This is a genomic window from Nocardiopsis sp. CC223A, assembly GCF_030766825.1.
In the GTDB taxonomy this organism is placed as follows: domain Bacteria; phylum Actinomycetota; class Actinomycetes; order Streptosporangiales; family Streptosporangiaceae; genus Nocardiopsis.
Genome location: NZ_JASFDV010000092.1, coordinates 1 through 26098 on the forward strand (window position 1 = coordinate 1; position 26098 = coordinate 26098).

General features: G+C 68.0%; 24 protein-coding genes. 20 read left to right on the top strand and 4 right to left on the bottom strand.

The features are described from left to right. The 5 genes from QJS33_RS26630 to QJS33_RS26650 all read left to right on the top strand — a co-directional run. On the top strand, nt 1–996 hold a 996-nt coding region (locus QJS33_RS26630; protein WP_306370829.1), incomplete at its 5' end, for an AAA family ATPase. A gap of 106 nt (nt 997–1102) precedes the next feature. Then, a complete protein-coding gene (locus tag QJS33_RS26635) occupies nt 1103–1438 on the top strand; it encodes a hypothetical protein (RefSeq protein ID WP_306370830.1) in 336 nt (111 codons plus the stop codon). Between the two features lie 42 nt (nt 1439–1480). Continuing rightward, the gene (locus QJS33_RS26640) at nt 1481–4063 is read left to right on the top strand and encodes a hypothetical protein (protein WP_306370831.1); all 2583 of its coding nucleotides are present in this window, start codon (nt 1481–1483) and stop codon (nt 4061–4063) included. Between the two features lie 64 nt (nt 4064–4127). Continuing rightward, on the top strand, nt 4128–4640 hold the full coding sequence (locus QJS33_RS26645; protein ID WP_306370832.1) for a hypothetical protein: 513 nt from the start codon (nt 4128–4130) through the stop codon (nt 4638–4640). Between the two features lie 72 nt (nt 4641–4712). After that, nucleotides 4713–5204: a hypothetical protein gene (locus tag QJS33_RS26650; protein ID WP_306370833.1), complete on the top strand. Its 492-nt coding sequence runs from the start codon at nt 4713–4715 to the stop codon at nt 5202–5204. 259 nt (nt 5205–5463) lie between these two features. Here the strand turns inward: QJS33_RS26650 and QJS33_RS26655 are convergent, their stop codons facing one another. The 4 genes from QJS33_RS26655 to QJS33_RS26670 form a co-directional block, all read right to left on the bottom strand. Continuing rightward, a complete protein-coding gene (locus QJS33_RS26655) occupies nt 5464–5826 on the bottom strand; it encodes a hypothetical protein (protein ID WP_306370834.1) in 363 nt (120 codons plus the stop codon). 138 nt (nt 5827–5964) lie between these two features. Beyond that, nucleotides 5965–7137: an IS1634 family transposase gene (locus QJS33_RS26660; protein ID WP_306370835.1), complete on the bottom strand. Its 1173-nt coding sequence runs from the start codon at nt 7135–7137 to the stop codon at nt 5965–5967. Between the two features lie 45 nt (nt 7138–7182). Further along, the gene (locus tag QJS33_RS26665) at nt 7183–7434 is read right to left on the bottom strand and encodes a hypothetical protein (protein WP_306370836.1); all 252 of its coding nucleotides are present in this window, start codon (nt 7432–7434) and stop codon (nt 7183–7185) included. Between the two features lie 519 nt (nt 7435–7953). Further along, on the bottom strand, nt 7954–10578 hold the full coding sequence (locus QJS33_RS26670; RefSeq protein ID WP_306370837.1) for a S8 family serine peptidase: 2625 nt from the start codon (nt 10576–10578) through the stop codon (nt 7954–7956). 626 nt (nt 10579–11204) lie between these two features. Between QJS33_RS26670 and QJS33_RS26675 the strand changes: the two genes are divergently transcribed. From QJS33_RS26675 to QJS33_RS26745, 15 genes are all read left to right on the top strand, one after another. Further along, complete coding sequence (locus QJS33_RS26675; protein ID WP_306370838.1) at nt 11205–12215, top strand: ABC transporter substrate-binding protein; 1011 nt, start codon at nt 11205–11207, stop codon at nt 12213–12215. After that, nucleotides 12215–13252 carry an iron ABC transporter permease gene (locus QJS33_RS26680; RefSeq protein WP_306370839.1) on the top strand — a complete coding sequence of 346 codons (1038 nt, stop codon included), beginning with the start codon at nt 12215–12217 and terminating at the stop codon, nt 13250–13252. The genes QJS33_RS26675 and QJS33_RS26680 overlap by 1 nt, the downstream gene beginning before the upstream one ends. 90 nt (nt 13253–13342) lie before the next feature. Then, complete coding sequence (gene ftsY, locus QJS33_RS26685; RefSeq protein ID WP_306370840.1) at nt 13343–14521, top strand: signal recognition particle-docking protein FtsY; 1179 nt, start codon at nt 13343–13345, stop codon at nt 14519–14521. Nucleotides 14522–14957: 436 nt separating this feature from the next. After that, a complete protein-coding gene (locus QJS33_RS26690) occupies nt 14958–16277 on the top strand; it encodes an ammonium transporter (protein ID WP_306370841.1) in 1320 nt (439 codons plus the stop codon). 378 nt (nt 16278–16655) lie between these two features. Continuing rightward, nucleotides 16656–17858: a hypothetical protein gene (locus QJS33_RS26695; protein WP_306370842.1), complete on the top strand. Its 1203-nt coding sequence runs from the start codon at nt 16656–16658 to the stop codon at nt 17856–17858. A 143-nt stretch (nt 17859–18001) separates the two neighbouring features. Continuing rightward, the gene (gene ffh, locus QJS33_RS26700; protein WP_306370843.1) at nt 18002–19600 is read left to right on the top strand and encodes a signal recognition particle protein; all 1599 of its coding nucleotides are present in this window, start codon (nt 18002–18004) and stop codon (nt 19598–19600) included. Between the two features lie 179 nt (nt 19601–19779). Continuing rightward, nucleotides 19780–20223, top strand: coding sequence for a 30S ribosomal protein S16 (rpsP, locus tag QJS33_RS26705; protein WP_306370844.1), 444 nt, complete (start codon nt 19780–19782; stop codon nt 20221–20223). A gap of 1 nt (nt 20224) precedes the next feature. After that, the gene (locus QJS33_RS26710; RefSeq protein WP_073379813.1) at nt 20225–20467 is read left to right on the top strand and encodes an RNA-binding protein; all 243 of its coding nucleotides are present in this window, start codon (nt 20225–20227) and stop codon (nt 20465–20467) included. 169 nt (nt 20468–20636) lie between these two features. After that, nucleotides 20637–21149 carry a ribosome maturation factor RimM gene (gene rimM / locus QJS33_RS26715; RefSeq protein WP_306370845.1) on the top strand — a complete coding sequence of 171 codons (513 nt, stop codon included), beginning with the start codon at nt 20637–20639 and terminating at the stop codon, nt 21147–21149. Nucleotides 21150–21159: 10 nt separating this feature from the next. Then, nucleotides 21160–21924 carry a tRNA (guanosine(37)-N1)-methyltransferase TrmD gene (trmD, locus tag QJS33_RS26720; protein ID WP_306370846.1) on the top strand — a complete coding sequence of 255 codons (765 nt, stop codon included), beginning with the start codon at nt 21160–21162 and terminating at the stop codon, nt 21922–21924. Between the two features lie 213 nt (nt 21925–22137). Next, complete coding sequence (gene rplS / locus QJS33_RS26725; protein WP_220563091.1) at nt 22138–22497, top strand: 50S ribosomal protein L19; 360 nt, start codon at nt 22138–22140, stop codon at nt 22495–22497. 62 nt (nt 22498–22559) lie between these two features. Next, nucleotides 22560–23423, top strand: a complete 864-nt coding sequence (lepB, locus tag QJS33_RS26730) for a signal peptidase I (protein WP_306370847.1) — start codon at nt 22560–22562, stop codon at nt 23421–23423. Nucleotides 23424–23660: 237 nt separating this feature from the next. Next, a complete protein-coding gene (locus QJS33_RS26735; protein ID WP_306370848.1) occupies nt 23661–23987 on the top strand; it encodes a DUF2469 domain-containing protein in 327 nt (108 codons plus the stop codon). Nucleotides 23988–24067: 80 nt separating this feature from the next. After that, nucleotides 24068–24433, top strand: coding sequence for a YraN family protein (locus tag QJS33_RS26740; RefSeq protein WP_306370849.1), 366 nt, complete (start codon nt 24068–24070; stop codon nt 24431–24433). A 40-nt stretch (nt 24434–24473) separates the two neighbouring features. Continuing rightward, complete coding sequence (locus tag QJS33_RS26745; RefSeq protein WP_306370850.1) at nt 24474–25997, top strand: YifB family Mg chelatase-like AAA ATPase; 1524 nt, start codon at nt 24474–24476, stop codon at nt 25995–25997. Nucleotides 25998–26098: the final 101 nt, after the last annotated feature.

A 26098-nucleotide genomic window follows, 5' to 3' on the forward strand; every position in this document is an offset into this window, starting at 1 on the left:
GAGGGCGCCCGCCTGGCCCTGGAGCGCATCGCCGCCTCCCTGGCCGCCGCCGAGTCCGAGCGGACCGCCGCCGAGGCGGGCAAGGAGGCGCGCGACGCCGAGCTGCGCACCGTGCGCGCCCGGGTCCGCGAGCTGTCCGTCGACCTGGAGAAGCTCACCGGTTCGGCGCACAGCGGCGAGATGGCCCGCGCCGAGCGCCGCCTGCGCCTGGAGCAGCTGGAGACCAAGGCGATGGAGGAGATGGGCGTGGACGTGCCCACGCTCGTCGCCGAGTACGGCCCGACCGTTCCGGTGCCGCCGCCCGCCGAGGCGGGCGAGGACGGCGTTCCGGTGCCGTACGTGCGCGAGGTGCAGCTCAAGCGGGCCAAGGCGGCCGAGCGCCAGCTCAACCAGCTGGGCAAGATCAACCCGCTGGCACTGGAGGAGTTCGCCGCACTGGAGGAGCGGCACGCCTTCCTCAACGCACAGCTGGAGGACCTCAAGAAGACCCGGCGCGACCTCATGGACATCGTCCAGGAGGTGGACGCCCGGGTGCAGGAGGTGTTCGCCTCCGCCTACCTGGACGTGGAGCGCGAGTTCTCGGCGATCTTCGGCCGGCTGTTCCCGGGAGGCGAGGGGCGGCTGCTGCTCACGAACCCCGACGACATGCTCACCACCGGCATCGAGGTGGAGGCCCGCCCGCCCGGCAAGAAGGTCAAGCGGCTGTCGCTGCTGTCGGGCGGTGAGCGCTCGCTGACCGCGGTGGCGTTCCTGGCGGCCATCTTCAAGGCCCGCCCGTCGCCGTTCTACGTGATGGACGAGGTCGAGGCGGCCCTGGACGACACCAACCTCCAGCGGCTGCTGGTGATCTTCGAGGAGCTGCGGGAGTCCTCCCAGCTCATCGTCATCACCCACCAGAAGCGCACCATGGAGGCGGCCGACGCCCTGTACGGCGTCACCATGCAGGGCGACGGCATCTCCCAGGTCATCAGCCAGAAGATCGAGCGCTCCGCCTGACGGCCGCATCCGGCCACGCACCCTCCGTTCTACCCCGATAGCATTCTGTCCGTGTTGGAGCGGTACGCGCTCCCCACATCGCAGAAATCACTTTTATTTTGCGGCGGTGCGTATGGGCGGTAACGGAACCGGAGCGAACGTCGATGAAGCTCAGCTTCAGGGCGGCATGGCGATTGAGGCAGCCGAAGCTGTGGCCGGGGCCATCATCCGCTTTCGAGAGGCCTGCGGGATGGCCGAGGACGCGAGCGGCACAGACCCCAAGATCCGCAACTGGGACCTCTTCGAAGCCGATGAGGCGAACTTCATGACCAACGCCATGGGGTACAGCGAGGTTTTGGGCGAGAACATCGTCAATGGTGCCGGTGAGGCGGGTGCTACCGATCAACAGGGCGCTGATGATTTCAGGGGATCAGTTGATCTTCCCAACATCAATTTCTTCTGATTCGATTCTGGATAAGAAAGAACGAAGAAAGGCTGATAATAAGTGTCTTCCCCGACTTTCAGAAAATCCGACTGGGTCATCGATGCCGATCCGGACGGCCTCAGTAGTTCTCAAGCGGTCTTTCAGTCTGCTGGAACGATGCTGACCGGGAGTGGAAATAATATTTTTGACCGTGTCTCTTCTGGTGCAGAAGAGTTCACGGATCTCATCTCTGAGGACATCAAGTCATGCGCGAGTTTTGATCTGGAGAACTGGGGGAAAGCCTTCTTTAGTTGTATCTACGGAGACTCTGTTGTTGAAACATGGAGGGAGGCGGTGAAGAAATACAACAGCACTATTGACGGCCTTGAGGGTGAATGGAGCGAGGCTGTTGGAAATGAATTCGGCGTAGACGTCGAGCCTCTGAGTGGAGATCCGGATAAGCGTGCAGATGACCTGGTGGATTTAGGTATTGCAAGGCAAGGGAAGTACTCGGAACTCAAGCTCCAGGCGGAAACAGCCAGAGGGGAACTGGAAGAAGTTGCCGAGCGCGTGAACACGATGCTCGAGGACGGTCCTAGCAGTGAGGATAACATCGAATATCTGGTGCGCAGTGGTCTGCTGGGCTGGGCTCCTTACGCCATTTTTGGATATGGTCAGCCCGTTCCCATCGAATTGGATTGGGGTAGTGGAGAAGAGTGGGCGGACAAGTTCTCTGAAGCTGTGAATTCTGGAGGTGAAATTCCTCCCCTATTGCTTCGGACTCTAGATTATCTCAATGATGTTGCATCTAGAAAGCTGGCCAATGGAGAAAGTTTGTCACCGGAGGAGCTGGACTTTCTTGAAGCCTTCTACGGCGGTCTAGAGGGTGAATTTCAGGCTCCCATGGGCGGTGATCTGCAAGGCGAGGATTTGGGAGTTCTTGCGCTCCCCCAGGTCCTTGGAGATCGTGCGGATCTCAGCGAACAAGAGAGGGAGCTCATTCTGGGGACCCTTGCTGATAATTTGATATTCCTCTCGAACGAGTCGATCGGGGGAAATTTCGAATACCTTCCTGGAAGTGTCCAAGCCGCAGCCCTCGGCCCGAATGCCATGGGTGATGATCACAGGGAGGGGGAATGGGGGAGTAACTTTATTCGACTGGGTGTGCTTTTCGATCATGCGTCCGGAGATTCGGAGGCGGGAACCACGTTCTCGGCTAACCTCACCAGTACTACTGGATACGCGCTGCTCTCGAACTTGGACACGACTGAGCTCTGGTTGGGGTCGACTCTTTTTGATAAGAGTCAGGATTACTACTTGGATGCGGTTCTGGATGTCTCCACGAGAAATAAGGACGCTAATTATTCTCTGCTCGTAGGAGATTTTGATAGCCCGTATTTCGGCTCTGAGGACAGTGTTCTCTTGGAAGATGTTTTGGAAGGTCTTTTTACGCATGATTGGTCAGATGGTGATATTGAAGGACGTCCTGCGGTCACCGGCCTGACGGACTGGATATATCAGGATGCCGTGGACTTGGAAGGGAACGAATCTGAGAGGACCCGTGCTGCTGAAGCCGCTGTTGGCCTGATAGAAACCTTGGCCAATGAGGAGATGTACAACAGGCTGACTGGCCTTGACTTCTTCGGTGAAGATGGAAGCAAAGTGGAGAATGCTACGTTCACTGCGCTGAACCCTGATATCGCTGACAGCTTGGTTAACATCTATGCCGCCTATATCGACAGCTTTGCTGGTCAGGCCGGAATGGATGGAGAAGCGATTGAATTCTCGTGGGAGCGGGGAAGCGGGGACCCTGTATGGAACGATTCCAGTGGAACCTTTGAGATGAGTCCCGGCGACCGCCTGGTGTTCCTCGAGTACCTTCTCGGTGAAGAAGATTCTGCTGTAGGGGTCGTCTCCGCATTGGAAACTTATCATCAAGGTCATCTTGATCGTATGACAACCACCGGTGAAACTGAAAATACAGGAGCTTCGGCCGCTCGCCTTAATGCGCTTGTCGATGCAGCGTTCCATAATGAAGCAATTAGAATGGGATTGGACGAGGAAGGTGCAAGGAACAACAAGGAGCGGATCTATTCTTCTCTTAAGGGGGTGGGCTCCGCGGCTCTGGGAGAGATCCCGGTCGTCGGTATCGTGCTTTCCGGGGCTTTCGACTATTCGGCTGAATCTGCGAAACAGGATTTGATCGAACGTGTGTCGGCCTCTATTGATTCGCAAAATCCTTCCGGAGGCGCCCATAAGAGCTCAATGTGGGTTGACGTGAATTCTAGATTGCATGTTCTCGATGCATTTTTGGATAATAATGGTGGCGACCTTCCGTATTTCGATCCTGGCCTTCGAGTTGACGGCAGGGGGCCGATTGAAATTCTCAGCGATGCGGGTATCATCGTCGAGAGCGAGGCCGGATTCACTGTAGTATCGGATGCCGATGAGTGGAGCGTAAATTCTGCGGATCAAGATGTGAGTCAGGCCTTGAAGTTTGTTCTTCAAGAGGCTCCCGTGGATTGGATTCCTGGCATTGGAGACACTGGGGGGCAACTGGCTGATTCGTTTTCCGAAGCTTTTAGTGATTCACAGACGGACTACAGTGGACTCAAATTTGAAAAGGAGGACATGAAGGATGGATATTGGGCCGATCTCGGGTGAGAATCGCCGTAAAGTTTCAATTTTTCAACTCATCCCATCCTCCTCTCTAAGTAAAATTTTTTTTATGACTCCTCTTTGCTTAACGCTCATCGCGGCCTCTTGTCATCCGACGGAGGAAGTAGCTGAGGAGGGCGATGGCCTTGGTGATGTGAGCCTTAGGTGGTCGTCGAGGATGGCGAAGCTCCACATACTCGATGCCATGCTTCAAGGGGAGGATGCCGATGAAGTCATCCTCCTGGACGAGCAACAGGTTTTCCTTTCTGACCCCAAGGGTGAGAGATGGGACTCAAATCACCAGGTTCTTGTCGAGTCTGGGATCCTGGTTGAACAGAGTGGGGAGATTTCTGTGAATTTCGACGAGGAGACCTGGAATGTGGGAGGTGATCATGACATAAGTTTCGACGACGTGGGTCAAGCGCTCACCACGGTTCTCTCCCTGAAAACGCTGAACTGGTGTGGTGAAGAGATGACGGGTGGTCGGTTTTTCAGCCTGTGGCATGACAGATTTCAAGGTTCCCTTTCATCGGAAGATGAATATTTGGAAAATATTGAGGACTATGTCGCATGTCGTCTTTAGATTCCATTATATGAAACGCGAAGGTGGGAAGAAAGTCCGAAGGTGAATAAATTATTCGTTATCGTGCTCACGGTGTCCTTGGCTCTGGGTGGGGGCCTGTTGTACGTCGGCGCGACCGCCGTAAAAGATCCGGATGAGCGGTTCGCTGAAGTCATCGAGCACGCACGGACCCTCCCCGAGTTCAGAGTGGCCGCGCATCCGGAGATCTGGGAGGCGACGCGGCCCGAGGCGCTCGTCGTGGTTGAAGCCGAAAAGTACGACAACGGGTCGGAACGGGAACCTCCGGACCATCTGTATGTGGAGCTGTACCGGCTGACCGGTGATCAGGCCGCGGAATACCTCGAACACACATGGGCTCTCGTCTACGGCGGGTGGTGGCAGCGCAGGGGCGCGGTCGAGGATCACTACGTTGTGCTCGAAAAGATCTCCGTCCAGGTCGAACTGCACATGATGGACATCGACGACGAGAATGGGGATTACGACCCTCTGGCTTATGAGGCTTTCGTTCCTACAGGGGCCCGCGAAACCTATCCCTGCTACCCGGAGTGCTTGGACTCCGCTTGACCCGCCCCTCGCGGGGCGGGGCAGGGCCGAGCACAGCACCTGGGTCAGGTGCGAGCCGGTGAGGTCGGTGCTTTGGGCGATCTGGGTACGGCAGGAGAAGCCGTCCGTCAGGACCAGGACGCCGTTGGCGGCGCCGTGGGCCTTGGGATAGAGCTTGTCTTCGACTGAAGCTTGGAATATCCCCCAGAGACCGCGCTCGAAGCCGAAGTTCCCGGCCAGGCCGCAGCAGCCCGAACTGATCTCTCGTCCACATCCACTCTCAGACATGACAGACCCCGCGGTCGGGTGCGTAGGTGCCCTTGGCCTTTTGGCGGCAAGAGGCCTGGGTGACCACCGCGGCCTCCACCCGCCCGAACGGCCACGGGCCGTCGTGGTCGGCGACGAAGTCGGCCGGGGTGCGCCCGAGCACCCGCTCGGCGATGTCGAGCCGTCCGGTGGAGTGCCGGTTCAGCCCGCAGCACACGCCCCGGTCCGGTACCTCCATCCGGTACCCCAGGGCCTCCACGATCGCCTGCCGGACCTCGGGCCGGTGGAAGTGCGTCAACATGTCCGGCCAGAGCACCACCGTCGACCACTTCGCCTCGGGGACCGTCTTGGGGACGGCCCCCGCGATCACATCCACGAGTGAACGGGCGTTCGGCGAACCGGATCATTCCCGCCGCGACTCGATCCCGTCCAGCCGCTTGACCAGCGCCGTTATTTCCTGCGTCGCCTACGGGGCGGCGGTGACCAGCTGTGATCACAGGGGTGGCCAGGGTGGCTACCCCCGTCGTGTAGCACGTCCCCGGGAGCGAAGCGGTCGCTCGGTCCAGTCGATCTCGAAGAGCCGGTGGTAGACCCTGATGACGAGTTCGGGGGTGGGATCGCAGATGTTGGTGACATACCCCTTGATCCCCGCTAGGGCCCGCGCTTTGGTCTCCAGGGTGCGGTTGACGGACTTGACCGCGCCGGTCAGTTTCACGAACCTGTTCCGCTTCACCGAGGTCTTGCCCGCAACGGCCTGCTCGGCCTTGCGGACCTGTTCGTCGATGCCCTTGAGCGTCCTGCGGGGCCGGTCGGCCGAGTACCGGTAGTAGCGGACCCGGTCCTTGCGCCCATCCGAGGGCCCGGCCGGCCAGGGCTGGGTGAAGAGGTGCCGGTCGAGGATCTCCTGGCCGGGGTGGGCTTGGCGCCACCCCTTGATCGGGTAGGGGATGTCGGAGACCCGCATTCCGAGGATGAAGGTCAGGTCCTCGGTCTGGATGGCGCGCATGTTCGCGTCCGAGACCATCCCGGAGTCGGCGACGATGATGACCTCGCGCAGGCCGTGGGCGGCCATCAACGCCTTGAGGGTGGGCAGCATGGTGGTGGTCTCGGCTTTGTTGCCCTCGAACGCGTTGACCATCAACGGGAACCCGGACGCGTCGGTGAGCAGGTCCAGGGTGATCCGCGGTTCCAGGCGACGCTCCTTCGAGAAGCCGGACTCACGGAATCCGTCGCCGGTGTCGGTCTCGAAGTACAGGATGGTCATGTCGTAGAGCACCAGGGTGGCCGAGCCCAGCCCCGCGTGGCGGGCGCAGGCGGCGGCCAGCGACTCTCTCAACCTCTGGCCGGAGTAGGCGGGCAGACGGCGCTTGATGGTGCTGTAGAAGACGGGGCGATACCGGTCTCGGCCAGCACGCGCAGGAAACCGAGTTCGCTGGTCGGCTCGATGATCCTGACCAGGACCAGGTGGTGGAAGACCTCGTCGCCTTCGCAGGCGCGGTCCAGGCTCAGGGCGTTGTAGGCCGTGGTCAGGGCGTCGGTGAGGTGGGCGGCTCGGGTGGCGGTGATGGGCAGTGGCCCGTCCTCGGCGGGGTCCAGGCCGAGGCCGAGTTCCTGCTGCCAAGCCAGGGGCCGTTGACGGGCGGTGGTCTTGAGCAGTTCGAGGGGGTGAGACGTCCGCCGCCAGCACGATGCGCCTGTCGGCCGCCCGCGGCAGTGGTAGGGACGCCAGGGATCAGCGCAGCCGGTCGAGGTGGACGCGGCCGTGGTTGAGGGCGTTGTACATCGCGCCGTGACCGCGCTGGTGTTCGGCGAACAGGGTCGGCTCGGGCAGGCAGGTGACAGGGCTGTCCGCGCACAGGATCGCGTCGCACAGCTCGAACAGGGCGTCGGCACGGCGGGGCAGGCAGGCGTGCAGGTCGGCTCGGAAGCGGGACAAGGCGGGCAGCGACCCGACGTGGGCGTTGTGAGCGGCAAGGATTGTCATAGCGGCCGTCTCTTGCTTGCTTCGTTACCCGACGTCTCGAAGCATGGGGACGGCTGTTGCTGTTGTCAGGGAACGAAGAAACCCGTGGTCCGAGGGGTGTCCGGGCCACGGGTCGAGGTTGAACAACAAGCTTAGAGCCCGACCGGGTCGTCACGTCCGTGCGCGCCCAGTCCCAGTAGCCGGGGAATCGTCCAGGAGCAGGGAGGTGTCCTCCGCGACCGTCTCCTGCGTGTACCCGTGCAGGGCTCAGGTCAGGGAAGACGGCCGGTTAGGCGCTCCGGATCGCGGCCTCGTCGATGCTCCGCCGGACCTGGACCAAGTTGGTCGGTGCGCAGTCCACCTGCGCGATCGCCGCCCGCATGATGTCCGTCTCCCGTGGCCGCGTGCTCCTGAGCCGACCATTGTGAGCGCGGCGGCACGGCTTGGTCGAACAGGGGTGCTTCCGGGGCGACACCCGGGTGCGCACACGGGAGCGGCCGCCCCCTCCGGTGGAGGGGACGGCCGCGGGCCGGGGAGGGGTCAGCCCCGGTCGATGGTGATGACCGGGGAGGTCCAGGTCTCCCAGTGGTCGGGGTTGCCGGCGTCGCCGAGCGCCTTGAGGGCGCGCAGCTCCAGCCGGTAGTCGCCGTCCCGCACCTCCTTGACGCGGCCGTGCGCGTCGAGGTAGGTGCCGTCCCACACGTAGCTGTGGAACGAGGTCGGCGTGGCGTTGCGGCCGACGTGGTCGACCGACACCGCGATGTTGTTGCGCGGGTGGACCGGGCGGCCCGTCCGCTCGTTGATGATCACCAGCTCCAGCTCGGTGACGTGGTGGTCGAAGTGCGCGATGACGTACGGCACGTCGGGCAGGCCGTCCACCCACTCCAGGGTGTAGGTCTCGCCGTCGGGGCGGTTCTCGAACGAACCGCCGTCGGCGCACTCCAGGCCCGAGAAAGCGGCGCAGTCGGTGATCCGGGTCAGCCAGGGCAGCTCGTTGTCGGTCGGGGTGAGGGCGGTGATCTCCTGGTAGTTCCCGTTGTAGGCGGCGTAGGGGACCCGGAAGGTCTCGCCGTCGGCCTGGGACACCACCACGTAGCCGCCGTAGATCATCTGCTCGTAGTCGCGGGCGGGCGGGGTCACGGTGACCTGGACGTCCACGGAGGCTCCCGCGGGGACGGTCACCTCGTCGGAGTCGAACGCCACGTCGGCGAAGCCGTCGTTGAAGCTCGGCGCGAAGGTGTTCCCGTGGGTGCCCAGCGCGCTCTCGTGGGACAGCTCGTAGACGGCCTCGTCGTCACCGTCGTTGGTGATGGTGATGGTCTCCGTGGCCGGGCCCTCGGTCGCGCCCAGGGACAGCTTGCCGGGGGTGACCGTGGAGGCGGCCAGCACCGAGCCGGGGATGTCGAGCATGCCCGCGCCCTGGCGGTGGACGTTGTCCAGGAAGCCGAGGCCGGGGTTGCCCCACCAGGCTCTGGGGTCGGCGCTGTTCTGAAGGACGGTGCGGACCTCGTGCGCGTCCAGGTCGGGCCGGGCCTGGAGGAGCAGTGCCACGCCGCCCGCCACGTGCGGCGACGACATCGAGGTGCCGCTGATGGTGGCGTAGCCGCCCTTGGCCATGGGGTAGGTCGAGTTGATCAGACCGCCGGGGGCGCCGATGTCCGGCTTGACGGTGAGGTCCGCGGCCAGGCCGTAGGAGCTGAAGGAGCTGATCAGCCCGCCGGTCGGGTTGGGGACGGTGGCGCTCTCATCGGTCCAGGTCAGGGTGACGGGCTCGTCTCCCCCGAGCAGTTCGAGCAGGTGGGCGCCGGAGGTGTCGGAGATGCCGACGGAGAAGGCCTCGCCCGCGGCGACGCCGCCGCCGGCGAACAGGCCGGGCACGTTGTTGTAGATGACCACGCCGGTGGCGCCGGCCGCCACGGCCGCGTCGTACTTCTCGGCGAAGGTGCACTCGCCGCGGACGACGAGCGCGGTCCGCCCGGTCATGTCGCCGACCGTGTCGCCCAGGGAGGTGCAGGCCCGGCCGGCCTCGGCGAGCGGGTCGGTGGTGCCCGAGGTGGGCGGCACCGGGGCGTCGTCCATCTCCATGTAGGCGATCGACTCGCCGCTGGGCTGTGCGACGGCGGTGGCGGTCCGCACGTGGGTGTTGTCGAAGGAGGCGACGCCGATGACGTCCTCGCCCAGGCCGGGGGCGCCCGCGGAGTACAGGCCGGTGGCGCCCTCGTTGCCGATGGAGGCGACGACGACCATGCCCTCGTCGACCAGGTTGTCGGAGGCGGTGGCGGTCGGGTACTGCGGCCAGGAGTGGGAGGATCCGATGCTCATGTTGAGCACGTCCATGTCGTCGGCCAGCGCCTGCTCCATGGCCGCGATCATGATGTCGGAGGTGGTGGAGCCGGAGCAGCCGAACACCTTGTAGGCGCCGAACTCGACGTCGGGGGCCACACCGGTGACCTCGCCCTCGGCGCCGACGATGCCCGCGACGTGGGTGCCGTGGCCGTTGCAGTCCTGGGGGTCGGCGTCGGGCACCGGGACGGAGTCCGGGTCCTGGGCGTTGAAGTCGTCGCCGACGAAGTCGTGCCCGGTGACCACGCGGTCGTTGGGGAAGCCGCCGCCGCCCAGGTCCGGGTGGGTGTAGTCGACGCCGGTGTCCATGATGGCGACCCGCACGCCCTCGCCCTTCAGGCCGAGCTCGTTCTGGGCGATGTCGGCGCCGGTCATGGGGAGTGCGGTGTCGAGGTCGGGGTCGCTCTCCTGCGCCTCGGGGATCTCGTAGGTGACGACGGGGTAGATGGCCTGCACCCCGGGGATCGAGCGTGCGGTGCCGACCTGGGCGTCGTCCATCTCGACGGAGAAGCCGTTCCACAGGTCGGTGTAGGAGTGGCGTTCGTCGTACTCCAGGCCGGATTCCTCGGCCTCGGTGCGGAACTCGTCCTGTTCTGCGTCGACCTTCGCCTCGGAGGTGCCCTGGGTGGTGGGCGGGCTCTCCAGTTCGATGAACCACAGGCCGTTCGCCTGATGGACCAGTTCGCCGTTCCCGGGGGCGGGAACGGGGTGCAGGGGCGCGAGCTCCGAGATCTCGTCGGCTCCCGCCGGGGTGGCGGAGGCGAGGCCCGCCAACAGGGTCAGCCCGGCGAGTGACGCCAGGTGTTTACGGTGGGGTGCCACCTTGTCAACACATCCCTTCTCTGCGCGCGCCTCGGGACGCCGGGGGAATGGTGGCGGGACAGCCCGTGGGGGTACGGGAGTACACGGTTGGGGCTATACACCGCGTCAAGTCCTTACTCGGTTAAATGGCGCGCATAGCAACGAGATCATTGCTGTGTGCCATCTCTGTGTCAATGTTCGCCAAGACTCAATCTGGCCACACGAAGGGTGAAAACGCTCCCACGTGGCGTTTGTGGTGCATGGAAGAAAAAGCATGAAAAGTCCTTTTCGTCCGTATTTTTGAAGGCCGAAATCGTGGAACCGAGTCCCTTTTCTTCGGGTGTTCTCGAAGAAGGCCCAGGTGGATGCGGTGTGCGCCCGGTCGGTCACCGCCGGGTGGCGACCAGTACAGTGGTGGGGCCGATCCGCCCCGCACACGGGCGACCGGCCGGTGTCGACGAAGCGAAGTCCGGTACCGCGACCGGTTCAGGTCGCCCAACCCGGCGCTGCCCCGCAACCGTGAAGCCCCGCCCCGGCGGGGACGAGCCGGGTCGCCCGACCGACACCGCACGACACCGTCCTCGTGGGAGGGACAGGCCGTCCTCCGCCAAGGGCGCTCCCCTTCCCCCGGTTCCACAAGGAGCACCGTGCGGATCGCACACCGACTTCCCGTCGCCCTACTGGGCGCGACGCTCGCCCTCACCGCCTGCGCAGGCCCGGGCGAGGAGCCCGAGCCCGCCGAGTCCGCCGAGCCGGGCACCGACACCGCCGCCGCGACCTGCGCCCCGCCCGCGGCCGACCCGGACCGCCCCGGCGTCGGCGACGGCACCTTCCCGGTCACCCTCACCGACGCCACCGGCGAGGTCACCCTGGAGGCCGCCCCCGAGCGGATCGTCTCCCTCTCCCCGAGCCACACCGAGATGCTCTTCGCCATCGGCGCGGGCGACCTGGTCGAGGCGGCCGACGAGTACTCCGACTACCCGCCCGAGGCGCCCACCACCGACCTGAGCGGGTTCACACCCAGCGTCGAGGCCGTCACCGAGTACGACCCCGACCTGGTCGTCATGTCCGACAGCACCGTCGAGGTCGCAGAACAGCTCGGCGAGGTGGACATCCCCACCCTGGTCCTGCCGGCCGCCGCCACCCTGGAGGACACCTACGCCCAGATCCGCCTGCTGGGCGACGCCACCGGCCACAGCGAGGACGCCGACGCCGAGGCGACCCGGGTCGAGACCGAGTTCGCCGAGGTCGTCGAAGAGGTCTGCGCCGAGGCGGGAGCCAGCGGCCTGACCTTCTACCAGGAGCTGGACGAGACCCCCTACGCCGCCACCTCCGCCACCTTCGTCGGCCAGGTCTACTCCTCGTTCGGACTGGTCAACATCGCCGACGCGGCCGACGAGGACGGCGCCGCCGGGGGCTACCCGCAGCTCTCGCAGGAGTACATCGTCGAGGAGGACCCCGACCTGATCTACCTGTCCTACGGTGACGAGGCCGCCGCCCGGGCCGTCGCCGAACGCCCCGCCTTCGACACCGTCACCGCCGTGCAGAACGACGCCGTCTACCTGCTCGACGCCGACATCGCCTCCCGCTGGGGACCGCGCGTGGTCGACTTCGCCCGGCTCGTCGGCGACACCGTTCTAGAGAACACGGACAAGTAGTGCCCCGGGGCGTCGTCGGTGCCCCCCTCGGCTGGGGTGCGGGCGGTCTGGCCCTGCTGGCCGTGGCCGTCCTCTTCGGGATCTCCGCGGGAGCGGCCTCCCTGTCCGCCGCCGACATCGCCCGGCACCTGCTGAGCCTTCTGCCGCTCGGCGTGGAGTCGCCGCTCACCGAGCGGCAGGCGGCCCTGCTGGTCGAACTCCGGCTGCCCCGGGTGGTCATGGGCGCCGTCGTCGGCGCCCTGCTGGCCACCGCGGGCGCCGCCTACCAGGGCGTCTTCCGCAACCCGCTGGCCGACCCCTACCTGCTGGGCGCCGCCGCCGGGGCCGGACTGGGCGCCACCGCGGTCATCGTCCTCGGCGGCCGGATCAGCGACGATCCGCGGGCGCTGGTGCCGGTGGCCGCGTTCGCCGGGGCCCTGGTCGGGGTCGCCGCCGCCTACCTGCTCGGCGCCACCGCGGGCGGGGGCGGCACGGCCGCGCTCGTCCTGGCCGGGGTGGCGGTGTCCTCGTTCCTGTCGGCCGTCCAGACGTTCGTGCAGCAGATGGGCACCGACCAGCTCCAGCGCATCTACGCCTGGCTGCTGGGCGGACTGGGCCGGGGCGGCTGGGACGACGTGCGCCTGATCGCCCCCTACGCGGTGACCGGGATGCTCGTCCTGCTGGTGTGCGGCCACCTGCTGGACCTGCTCGCGCTGGGCGACGACAAGGCCGTCAGCCTGGGGATGAACCCGGCCGTGGTGCGGATCATCGTGATCTCCGCCGCCTCCCTGGCCACCGCCGCCGCGGTGTCGGTGAGCGGCCTCATCGGGTTCGTCGGGATCGTGGTGCCGCACATCGTGCGCCGGCTGGTGGGGTCGAGCTACCGGGCGATCCTGCCGGTCACCATGATCATCGGCGCGGCCTTCCTGGTCGCCGTCGACATCGTCGCGCGCACCGTGGTGGCCCCGGCCGAGCTGCCCATCGGGGTGGTCACCGCGTTCCTGGGCGCGCCGTTCTTCGTCCTGATCCTGCGCACCACACGCCACCGCTCCGTCTGAACCGGGCCGCATCCGGCCACCGGTTCGTTCCCGGCACGCCACTACGGCGTGATGCGAACGCGTCGAACACTCTGGGAGACTGGGCGGGCTATGGAAATCTACTTGTACGCAGGTCTTGCCATCGTCCTCGTGCTCGCGGCCGTCGGCGGATTCTTCCTGGTCAGGACCCGGCGTTCGGTCGCGCCGGGTGAGGAGGACACCGCCCCCGAGGTCACCCGGGCCCCCGAGCCGACCGCCCCGCAGGACCGGGAGAAGGACGGCGGCGCCGACCTCCTCCCGCCCGCCCAGGCGCCCCCGGCGCAGGAGACCGCGCCCGCGGCCCCCGCCGAACCCGAGCTGGAGACGCCCCCGCCCTCGGCCGGGCGCATGGTCCGGCTGCGTGCCCGGCTCGCCCGGTCGCAGAGCGCCCTGGGCCAGGGGCTGCTCAACCTCCTGTCCTCCTCCTCCCTGGACGAGGACGCCTGGGAGGAGATCGAGGACACCCTCATCACCGCCGACATCGGCGTCACCTCCGCCACGCAGATCGTGGAGAACCTGCGCACCAAGGTCAAGGTGCTGGGGACCCGCGACCGCGACGAGGTCCGCGCCCTGCTGCGCGAGGAACTGCTCGCCCAGATCCGCACCGACGCCGACCGCGGGGTGCGCACCGCGCCGCACGGCGACCGCCCCGCGGTCATCATGGTCGTCGGCGTCAACGGCACCGGGAAGACCACCACCACGGGCAAGCTGGCCCGGGTGCTGGTGGGCGACGGCCGCACGGTCGTCCTGGGCGCCGCCGACACCTTCCGCGCCGCCGCCAGCGAGCAGCTCCAGACCTGGGGCTCGCGGGTGGGCGCTCCGGTCGTGCGCAAGGAGGAGGGCGCCGACCCGGCCAGCGTGGCCTTCGACGCCGTGGCGCGCGGCATCGCCGACGGGGTCGACACCGTGATCATCGACACCGCCGGGCGTTTGCACACCAAGACGGGCCTGATGGACGAGCTCGGCAAGGTCAAGCGCGTTGTGGAGAAGAAGTCCCGGGTGGACGAGGTGCTGCTGGTGCTGGACGCCACCACCGGCCAGAACGGCCTGCGCCAGGCGCGCGTGTTCGCCGAGGTGGTCAACGTGACCGGCATCGCGCTCACCAAGCTGGACGGCACCGCCAAGGGCGGCATCATCGTGCAGGTCCAGCGGGAACTGGGTGTGCCGGTCAAGCTGGTCGGTCTGGGCGAGGGCCCCGACGACCTGGCGCCGTTCGACCCCGAGGTGTTCGTGGACGCGATCCTCGGCTAGCCGCGAGGTCCCGCCACGACGGCCGGCCGCCCCGCACGGGGCGGTCGGCCGTCGCCGTGTCCGGGGCGCCGCGTGAGTTGCCTGTGACCCACGTCATGCAATTGAAATACCGGTGTTACACGGCGGGGTGACTTCCTGGCAATGGCTTCGTTATCACTGTGAGATGTCACTGCCTGTGTCCGGATTATTGCGCACTGTCGAGGAGGGGGCGTTCGCTCTGCGTCGATGCACGTGCATTGGTCGCTCTCGGGGGGTCTGTTCACGGGCCGTTAACACGACTGGCTGTCCTTTTACCCCGGTGCAACACATGGGGCGCCACCGAGAAACACCCCGGTCGGAAAGTTGCCTGCGTGGTGATCTGCATCGGGCCCGATGATGCGCTCGCTGACTGCCGCCCTCACAGACAATCCCCCGTCCGTCCTATGGAGGCGACGTAATGATTGACACCGGCACGACGGCCTGGCTGTTGACCAGTGCCGCGCTCGTGATGCTCATGACACCGGGCCTGGCCTTCTTCTACGGAGGCATGTCGCGGGCCAAGAGCGTCCTGAACATGATGCTGATGAGCTTCGCCAGCATCGCGGTCGTCAGCGTGCTCTGGGTCCTGGTCGGCCACTCGCTGGCCTACTCCGAGGGCTTCGGGCCCATGCAGGCGTTCATCGGCGGCTTCGACTACGTCGGTCTCACCAGCCTGATCGGTGAGGTCGACTCCGAGGGCGGCTACCCGCTCCTGGTCGACGCCGGCTTCCAGATGATGTTCGCCATCATCACCGTGGCCCTGATCAGCGGTGCCATCGCCGACCGCGCCAAGTTCGGCGCCTGGCTGCTGTTCGCCCCGGTCTGGGCGCTGCTGGTCTACTTCCCCGTCGCCCACTGGGTCTGGGGCGGCGGCTGGGTCGGGGACCTGGCCATCGGCGGCTACGAGGTCATCGACTTCGCCGGCGGTACCGCGGTCCACATCAACGCCGGTGCCGCCGCACTGGCCCTGACCTTCGTGCTCGGCCGCCGCAAGGGCTTCGGCTCGGAGTCCATGCGCCCGCACAACCTGCCGTTCGTCCTGCTGGGCACCGCGCTCCTGTGGTTCGGCTGGTTCGGCTTCAACGCGGGTTCCGCCTACGCCGCCGACGCCACCGCCGGCCTGGCCCTGGTCAACACCCAGGTCGCCACCGCCGCCGCCACCGCCGCCTGGATGCTGGTCGAGCGCATCCGCTACGGCAAGGTCAGCGCGCTGGGCTTCGCCTCCGGCGCCATCGCCGGTCTGGTCGCCATCACCCCCGCCGCCGCCAACGTCACCCCGGTCGGTGCCGTGGTCCTGGGCCTGCTCGCCGGCGCGATCTGCGCCTACGCCATCAGCTGGAAGTTCAAGTTCAAGTACGACGACGCCCTGGACGTGGTCGGCATCCACATGGTCGGCGGCATCATCGGCTGCCTGGCCCTGGGCTTCCTGGCCGCCGAGGCCACCGGCGGTTCGGCCGGCCTCTTCTACGGGGGCGGCGTCGGCCTCCTCGCCGTCCAGGCCATCTCGGTCGTCGGCGTCATGGTCTACTCCTTCGTCGTCACCTTCGTCATCGGCAAGATCATCGACCTCGTCATCGGGTTCCGCATCCCCGAAGAGGTCGAGACCAACGGGCTCGACCACGAGCTCCACGCCGAGTCGGCCTACGCCTTCGACGAGCTGGACGAGCTGGAGGCGGAAGCGGTCTCCTCGCCGACGCCTCCGGGCGGGGAGACGGCCTCACCGCAGGCCAAGGCCTAGTCTTCAACGTTGAGGCCGGGGGCCTTGCGCCGCTGACGCGGTGAGGTGACCCAGGGGCCGGCGGGGAGTGATCCCCGCCGGCCCCGTTGCCGTTCGCGGAAACACCGCTTGCGTGGCATATGGGGGCATTCGTACCGGATGTTGGCCGTGTTCTGTGCTGTGGTTCGATACCCTGGCCAGGCGGCGCGGTCGGGGCCCGGACACCGCCGAAGCCGGTCGCGCGGCCGGATCGCGCGAAACGCCCATGCCGACCCGAACCCGGGAGTGCGCAGGCGCATCCCAGGGGGCGAACGGGTCGAGGGGGCGCACCCCGACCGGACTCCCGGAAGAAACCACGCTGATTCGTACGTGCCCCGCGCAGCGGGGTCAGGAGGCAAGATGGCGCCGGTCATTCACAACAGGCTTCGCAGGGGCGGGCGCACCGTGCTCGCCGCGGCGGGTGCGACGGTCGTGCTCGGCCTGGCCGGATGCTCCATCGACCTGAGCGACCTGCGTCCCGGCGGCGGGGGGGAGCCCAGCCCCGAACCCGCCGAGCCGGTGGCCGCCGCGCCCCTGGTGGAACAGGCGCTGACCGACCTCGCCGAGTACCAGGGACTGGTCGTCACCGGCCAGGTCGCCGAGAGCGTGGGCGCCGACGTGCGCGACGCCTCGCTCACCGTCGCCGACGGCGGCGCCGCCAACGGCACCATCCGCTCCGGGAGCATCGAGGCCGACCTCATCAGCGCCGACGGGCGGATCTTCATCCGGGCGCTGGAGGACTTCTGGCTCGACCAGGGCGTCTTCGCCCCCGACTTCGACGAGTTCGGCGGCAACTGGGTGCGCGCCTCCGCCGCACAGGCCGGGATCGACCCCAGCGCCGTGCTCGCCCCGCCGGTCCTCGCCGAGGCCCTCGGCGGCATCGAGCTGGAGTCGGACGAGGCGGTCGAGGAGAACCTGGACGGCACCCTCACCCACCGCATCGACCTGGCGGGTGAGCGCAACCAGATGTGGATCGACGCCGAGAGCGGCCAGATCAAGCGCATCGCCATCGAGGAGCTCGTGGTCCCGGAGGCCGAGAGCGGCCCGCAGGTGCGCCTGGACCTGGCCGAGGCCGACACCGCCGCCGTCGAGGCGCTCTACGACGGGGTCGTCGCCACCACCACGGACGAGCTCGGCTCCTCGCGCGACGCGCGCATCGAGGTCGGCTGGGACGGCCAGGCCGAGATGACCTGCGAGGACGGCCCCGACTGCACCTGGTCGGGCACCGTCCGCGACGCCGCCGGTACCGGCACCGGCACGGTCGCCGTCCGCATGGACGTGACCTTCAGCAACTCCGAGATCGGCGAGCAGACCTGCGACGACAGCGGGAACCTGGAGGCGGGCGGCACGCTGGACCTGTCGTGCAGCGCCGACTACAACATCGTCAGCCAGACCCAGCAGACGTACACGATCGACGGCAACGCCACCCTGAGCACGCGGGGCCTGCCCGGCGGCCAGCAGGAGAGCATGCTGGAGGCCCTGAACGAGCAGCGTGAGGCGACGCTGTCCGGCGGCGGCGAGCCCGCCGACGAGGAGAGCGAAGAGGACGAGGGCGGCAACTGACGCGCTCCGTGTCCGCGAGGGGGAGGGGCCGGGGTTTCCCGGCCCCTCCTCACCGTTCCGGGCGCCCCGACGGGTTTCCGTCGGTGTGATGAGGTCCGGGTAGGCTTAGAGACCAATTCCGAGACGAAGGACTGGCCACACTCGTGTTCGAGACGCTTTCCGACCGGCTGACATCGGTCTTCTCCTCGCTGCGCGGCAAGGGGCGCCTGTCCGAGGAGGACATCAACGCGACCGCGCGGGAGATCCGTCTCGCGCTGTTGGAGGCGGACGTCGCCCTGCCCGTGGTCCGTGATTTCATCGCGCGGATCAAGGAGCGGTCCCGGGGCGAGGAGGTCTCCAAGGCCCTCAACCCGGCCCAGCAGGTCATCAAGATCGTCAACGAGGAGCTCATCGAGATCCTCGGCGGCGAGACCCGGCAGATCCGCTACGCCAAGAACCCGCCCACCGTCATCATGCTGGCGGGCCTCCAGGGCGCCGGCAAGACCACCCTGGCGGGCAAGCTCGCCAAGTGGCTGAGCGCGCAGCGCAACACGCCGCTGCTGGTCGCCGCCGACCTCCAGCGTCCCAACGCGGTCACCCAGCTCCAGGTCGTCGGTGAGCGCGCCGGCACCCCCGTCTTCGCGCCCGAGCCCGGCAACGGCGTGGGCGACCCGGTCGAGGTCGCGCGCCGGTCCATCGAGTTCGCCGAGCGCAACAACCACAACATCGTCGTCATCGACACCGCGGGCCGCCTCGGTGTGGACACCGAGATGATGCAGCAGGCCGCGGACATCCGCGACGCCGTCTCGCCGGACGAGATCATCTTCGTCGTCGACGCGATGATCGGTCAGGACGCCGTCAACACCGCCCAGGCATTCCTGGACGGGGTCGGCTACGACGCGGTCGCCCTCACCAAGCTCGACGGCGACGCCCGCGGCGGTGCCGCGCTGTCGATCCGGCACATCACCGGCCGTCCCATCATGTTCGCCTCCACCGGCGAGAAGCTGGACGACTTCGACCTTTTCCACCCGGACCGGATGGCCTCGCGCATCCTGGACATGGGTGACGTGCTCACACTCATCGAACAGGCGCAGCGCACGTTCGACGAGGCCGAGGTCCAGAAGATGGCCTCGACCATGGCGTCGGACGAGGACTTCACGCTGGACGACTTCCTCCAGCAGATGATGATGGTCCGCAAGCTCGGCCCCATCGGCAACCTGCTCGGCATGATGCCCGGCATGGGCCAGATGCGCGAGCAGATCGACAACATCGACGACAAGGCCCTGGACCGCCTACAGGCGATCATCCAGTCGATGACGCCCGGTGAGCGCTCCAACCCCAAGATGATCAACGGCTCGCGCCGGCTGCGCATCGCCAACGGTTCGGGCACGCAGGTCAGTGACGTCAACAACCTGGTCACCCGGTTCTTCGAGGCGCAGAAGGTCATGCGCAAGATGAAGAACGGCGGCATGCCCGGGATCCCCGGCATGCCCGGCATGGGCGGCGGCGGTGGCGGCGGCGCCCGCAAGAAGGCCAAGGCCCAGCAGAAGAAGAAGGGCAAGCAGCGCAGCGGCAACCCGATGAAGGCCCGCCAGCAGGAGTTGGAGCGCCAGCAGCGCCGCAAGGAGCAGCAGGAGAACGCCCAGCCCCAGCTGCCCCCGGGTTTCGGCGGCGGCAAGCAGCCGCAGCTGCCGCCCGCGTTCGGCGGTGGCGGTATGCCGAACATGCCCGACCTGTCCGACTTCAAGCTGCCTGAGAAGTAGGCCACGCCGCCGGGCTGTCCAAGGAACCCGCGGGTGTCTGGCACAATGAGTAGTCGACTAACGGTGGCGGGCCGGCCCTCTAACTAGCCCGCCGCCCACGTCTGTTCCGGTGGGTTCCACAACCCCACGTGGCCGCCCCACCGGGCGCCTCAACCGTTAATCGGGAGAAGACCACTCCAGTGGCTGTCAAACTGAAGCTCAAGCGTATGGGCAAGATCCGTACGCCCCAGTACCGCATCGTCGTCGCCGACTCCCGCACCAAGCGTGACGGCAAGGCGATCGAGGAGATCGGCAAGTACCACCCCAAGGAGCACCCGAGCCTCATCGAGGTCGACTCCGAGCGGGTCCAGTACTGGCTCGGCGTGGGCGCCCAGCCCTCCGACGCGGTCAAGGTCCTCCTGCGCAAGACCGGCGACTGGCAGAAGTTCAAGGGCCTGGCCGCGCCGGCCCCGCTGAAGGTCGCCGAGGCCAAGGACCCGGAGGCCAAGGAGGCCGCCTTCCAGGCCGCTCTGAAGGAGCTCGTGCTCCCGGGCGCCGAGAAGAAGACCGCCGCTCCGAAGAAGAAGGCGGAGAAGCCCGCCGCCGAGACCGCTGAGGCCGAGAAGTCCGAGGGCGAGGCCTGACGTGCTGGAAGAGGCGCTTGAGCACCTCGTGAAGGGGATCGTTGCGAACACCGACGATGTCCAGGTGCGGGTCAAACGACTCCGCAAGGGCAAAGTCCTGGAGGTCCGGGTGCACCCCGACGACCTCGGCAAGGTGATCGGCCGTAACGGACGCACCGCCAAGGCCCTGCGCACCGTCATCGGAGCGCTGGCCGGCGGCCGCTACGTCCGCGTCGATCTGTTGGACCTGAACGAAGTGCGCTGACGCGCCTTGCGGGGGCGCCGATCTCGGTCGGCGCCCCCGCAGCCGTGCCCGGGGCCCCACGGTCCCGGGCACGGTCATTTCCCGCCGTGTTCCCCGGCACGGCCTTCCGGCACCCGAGTTTCCCTGGTTCCCCGACACCCCGCACGGTGGAGGGGAGGACGGAGTTCCCATGCGTTTGGTGGTCGGCCGTATCGGCCGCGCCCACGGCATCCGCGGTGACGTCGCCATCGACGTGCGCACTGACACACCCGAGGAGCGGTTCTTCGTCGGCTCCACCCTGGAGACCGACCGGCCCGGGACCGGCCCGCTGACCATCGGGGCGGTGCGCGTGCACAGCGGTCGCCTGCTGGTGCGCTTCAAGGGCGTCGCCGACCGCACCGCCGCCGAGGAACTGCGCGGGACCACCCTGCTCATCGACTCCGAGGACCTCGGGCCCACCGGCGACCCCGACGAGTTCCACGACCACGAGCTCATCGGCCTGACCGCCGTGACGACCGACGGCGAGGAGGTCGGGACGGTGGACGACGTGCTCCACCACGCCCAGGACGTGCTGGTGCTGGCCGCCCCGGGCGGCCGCGAGGTGCTCGTCCCGTTCGTCGTCGAGCTGGTCCCCGAGGTGGACGTGCCCGGCGGCCGCATCGTCCTGGACCCGCCCCCGGGGCTGCTCGACCTCGCCGACTGAAGGGCGCACCGTGCGCATCGACATCATCAGCATCTTCCCCGACTACTTCGCGCCGCTGGAGCTGTCCCTCATCGGCAAGGCGCGTGCCTCCGGGCTGCTCGACGTGCACGTCCACGACCTGCGCTCGTGGACCCACGACCGCCACAACACGGTGGACGACACCCCCTACGGCGGCGGCCCCGGCATGGTGATGAAGCCCGAGCCGTGGGGCGAGGCGCTGGACGCCGTGGTCGGCGACGCGCCCGCCCGGCTCATCCTGCCCACCCCCAGCGGCCGCCCCTTCCGGCAGGCCGACGCCGAGCGGCTGGCCGGTGAGGGGCACCTCGTGTTCGGCTGCGGCCGCTACGAGGGCATCGACTCCCGGGTCGCCCAGGACGCCGCCGAGCGGATGCCCGTCGAGGAGATCAGCATCGGCGACTACGTGCTCAACGGCGGGGAGTCGGCGACGCTGGTCATGGTCGAGGCGATCACCCGGCTGCTGCCCGGGGTGCTGGGCAACCGGGAGTCCGCGGTGCAGGACTCGTTCGCCTCCGGCGGCATGGAGAACCTGGTCGAGGGCCCCGTCTACACCAAGCCCGCCGTGTGGCGCGAGCGCGAGGTGCCGCCCGTCCTGCTGTCGGGCAACCACGGAGCGGTCGACCGCTGGCGGCGCGACGAGGCGCTGCGCAAGACCGCGCGCAACCGCCCCGATCTGGTGGCCGCCATGCCCGCGGAGTCCCTGGACCGGAGGGACCGGGAGGTCCTGGCCGAAGAAGGTGTACCCGAGGCCACCTGAGCAGGTGGTTCGGCATGCCGCACCGGATGTGGCAAACTGGGTGGGTTCCCCCCTGGTGACCCCCAGGCATCCGCATGCCGGCGGTACGACGTCGGCCTCTGTGTCGGTCACCCGGGCGGTTCGACAGTCAGACCCTTACGGGCCATCGCCCGCGCATCCCCGCGCGCCTTGAGCGGCGGGGTGGGACGCGGCGCGCTATTGATGAGGATTCAGATGCACACCGCCATTCAGGAGCTGGAGAAGGCCCAGCTGCGTTCCGACGTCCCGGAGTTCCGCCCCGGTGACACCCTCAACGTTCACGTGCGCGTGACCGAGGGCAACCGTACCCGTGTCCAGGTCTTCAAGGGCGTTGTCATCCGCCGCCAGGGCTCCGGCAGCCGCGAGACCTTCACCATCCGCAAGGTGAGCTACGGCGTCGGCGTGGAGCGGACCTTCCCGATCCACACCCCGGCGATCGAGAAGTACGAGGTCGCGGCCCGCGGCCGGGTCCGTCGCGCCAAGCTGTACTACCTGCGCGACCTGCGCGGCAAGGCCGCCCGCATCCGCGAGCGCCGCGAGCCCGCCGGTCAGTAGTCGCCTGATTCCTCTCCGGAGTCACACCCACGGTTTTCCCGTGAGGTATAAGCTTCGGCACGATGAATACAGACGACAGGGACCTCGGCTCGGACGGGGCTCAGGACGAGGATTCCGCCCGGTCCGGCCCGGAGGAGCACGGCTCCCCACTGGCTCCCGAGTCCGATCAGGACTCGGGAGCCAGTGCTGTCTCCGAAGCCGGGGCCTCCGAGGCGGAGGAGAAGGCGGACGAGCGGATGAGCAAGGAGACGCAGGGGTCGTTCTGGAAGGAACTGCCCATCCTCATCGTGATCGCCCTGGTGCTGGCGTTCGTGATCAGGACCTGGGTGATGCAGGCCTTCTACATTCCCTCCGGGTCGATGGAGAACACCCTCCAGGTCGGCGACCGCGTGCTCGTCAACAAGGTCGTCTACGAGATCCGTGACATCCGGCGCGGTGAGGTCGTGGTCTTCAACGGCGACGGGTCGTGGGACGACCCCAACACCGTGGTGGTCCCCGAGCCGGGCAACCCGATCGCCCGCGGTTTCACCTGGGTGCAGCAGCAGCTGGGCGCCGCGCCCACCGGCAAGGAGTACATCAAGCGGGTCATCGGCCTGCCCGGTGACGTGGTGGAGTGCTGCGACGACCAGCAGCGGGTCGTGGTCAACGGCGTCGCCCTGGACGAGGAGGAGTACCTCTACCCGGGCAGCCTGACCTCGCACGAGGATTTCGGGCCGGTCACGGTGCCCGAGGGGCACGTGTGGGTGATGGGCGACCACCGGGCGATCTCCTCCGACTCCCGGCGCAACCAGGGCAACCCCGGGGGCGGGGCGGTGCCCATCGACCACGTGGTCGGGCGGGCGTTCGTGATCATCTGGCCCTTCGACCAGGCCGGCGGCCTGGGGGTTCCGGACACCTTCGCCCGGCTCGACGATGACGCCTCCTGACGGGGCGGCGGGAGTGGCCGAAGGGGTCGGTCGGCGGGATCGGCCCGAGGAAATCCTCTCGTCCGGGCACGAAAGTCCGTTCCGTGACGCATGATGGATCTCAGACCGTGTGGGTCTCGCGTGGAACGTCCCCGGGCCTCCCCCCGTTGGGAACAGAGCGAAGGCCGACAACGTGTGGACGACAGGGAGGGAACCGGACACCCCGGCCGGAGACTGCAGACGAAAGCGAGCGCGTGGATGAGTTCTGAGGACCTGGAGAAGTACGAGGCCGAGATGGAGCTTCAGCTCTATCGCGAGTACCGGGACGTCGTGGGGCTGTTCGGCTACGTCGTGGAGACCGAACGGCGGTTCTACCTGACCAACCACGTCGACCTGCAGCCGCGTTCCACCGAGAACGGGGAGATGTACTTCGAGGTCGTGATGGAGGACGCCTGGGTCTGGGACATGTACCGGCCCGCGAGGTTCGTCCGCAACGTCCGCGTCGTGACGTTCAAGGACGTCAACGTCGAGGAGATCACCAAGGCCGACATCGAACTGCCGCCCGCGGAGGGCGGCCGGGAGTGACGCCGGTTATCCACAGATAGAACATCGACCCTGGCGGGGCGCCGCCCGATCACCGACCGTGGTTATGGGAGGTGGTCGACGTGGACGTGTACGCCGCGTACCGGAGGGACCTGGGCGGTCTCGGTGAGGAACTGGCCGCCGCGTTCCTGGAACGAACCGGGATGCGTGTGGTGGACCGCAACTGGCGGTGCCCCGCGGGGGAGATCGACATCGTGGCGCGGGACGGACCCGTGCTGGTCATCGCCGAGGTCAAGACCCGCACCCGGCTGCGGCACGGGCACCCGGTGGAGGCCATCGGGTGGAGCAAGCGCGGTCGGCTGCGCCGTCTGGGCCGGGCCTGGGCCCGCGCCCGCCGGGTGCCCGGGCGCCCCCTGCGCGTCGATGGCCTGGGCATCCTGCTCACCGGCGGCCGCGTGTACGTCTCCCACGAGCGGGGCCTGTCATGACCGCCCCGCGGGTGTCCGCCCGCCTGCGGGGGGTGCGATGATCACGCTCGCCCGGACCCACTGCGTGGCGCTGCTGGGGGTGGAGGGGCACATCGTCGAGATCGAGGTGCACCTGGGCGGCGGCGACCCCGGCGTCACCCTGGTGGGCCTGCCCGACGCGGCGCTGCGCGAGGCCCGCGACCGTATCCGCGCGGCCCTGGCCAACAGCGGTGAGGCCTGGCCCAGCGGCCAGATCACCATCAGCCTCTCCCCGGCCAGCCTGCCCAAGGCGGGCAGCCTGTTCGACCTCGCCATCGCCGCCGCCATCCTGGCCGCCGAGGGATCGGTGCCGCCGGACCCGCTGGCGGGTTCGGTGCTCATCGCCGAGCTGGGGCTGGACGGCCGGACCCGTCCGGTGCGCGGGGTGCTGCCCGCGGTCATCGCCGCCCGCGCCCGCGGCCACGACCGCTTCGTCGTCGCCCGGGGCAACGCCGCCGAGGCGGCCCTGGTCCCCGACACCGAGGTGGTCGCGGTCGACTCCCTGGAGGAGCTGTGCCGCTGGGCGCGGGAGGGTCTGCTGCCCGAGGAGCGGCCGCCCGACCCGGTGCCGCGGCCGCGCCGACCCGCGGACACCGAGCCCGACCTGGCCGACGTGCTGGGCCAGCCGGTGGCCCGGCGTGCGGTGGAGATCGCGGCCGCGGGAGGGCACAACCTGATGATGCTCGGCCCGCCGGGCACGGGGAAGAGCCTGCTGGCCGAGCGGCTGCCCACGGTGCTGCCCCGGCTGGACCCGGCGGCGGCGCTGGAGGCCACCGCCATCCACTCGGTCGCCGGCCTGCTGCCCGCCGGATCCCCGCTGGTCACGGTGCCGCCGTTCGCCGCACCGCACCACACCTCCACCCGGTCGGCCATCATCGGCGGCGGCAGCGGCCACCCCGCCCCGGGGTGGGTCTCCAAGGCGCACCGCGGAGTGCTCTTCGTGGACGAGGCGCCGCAGTTCGGCCGGGGCGTGCTGGACTCGCTGCGCGAGCCGCTGGAACGCGGCGAGGTGGTGCTGGCCAGGGCCTCCTCCACGGTCGCGTTCCCGGCCAGGTTCCAGTTGGTGATGGCGGCCAACCCCTGCCCCTGCGCCAAGCCGGGCGCCCTGTGCGACTGCCCCGCGGGGGAGCGGCGCCGGTACTTCTCCCGGATCTCCGGGCCGCTGCTGGACCGGATCGACCTCAAGGTCGAGCTACCCCAGGTGGGCCGGGCCGAACTGCTCGCGGACCGGGCCTTCGCCGAGTCCTCGGCGGTGGTGGGCGCCCGGGTCCTCGCGGCCCGGCGGCGGGCGGCCGCCCGGCTGGAGCAGACCCCGTGGACCACCAACGCCCAGGTGCCCGGCGCCCACCTGCGCCGGGACTTCCCGGTGGAGCCCGGCGCACTGCGCATCCTCGGGACGGCCATGGACCAGGGGCGGATCAGCGCACGGGGAGTGGACCGCACCCTGCGGGTCGCCTGGACGCTGGCGGATCTGGCGGACCGCGACCGCCCCGGAGAGGAGGAGGTGGCCTATGCCTTCGCGCTGTGGTCCGGCCGCGCCTGGTGACGCCGGGGCCGGTCCGGCCCCGCCCCCGCCACCGTCCCGGTCCGGGCGGTCCACCGGGCGATCGCTCCCACGGCCGCCGCCGTCCGGGCCCGGGGGCGGCC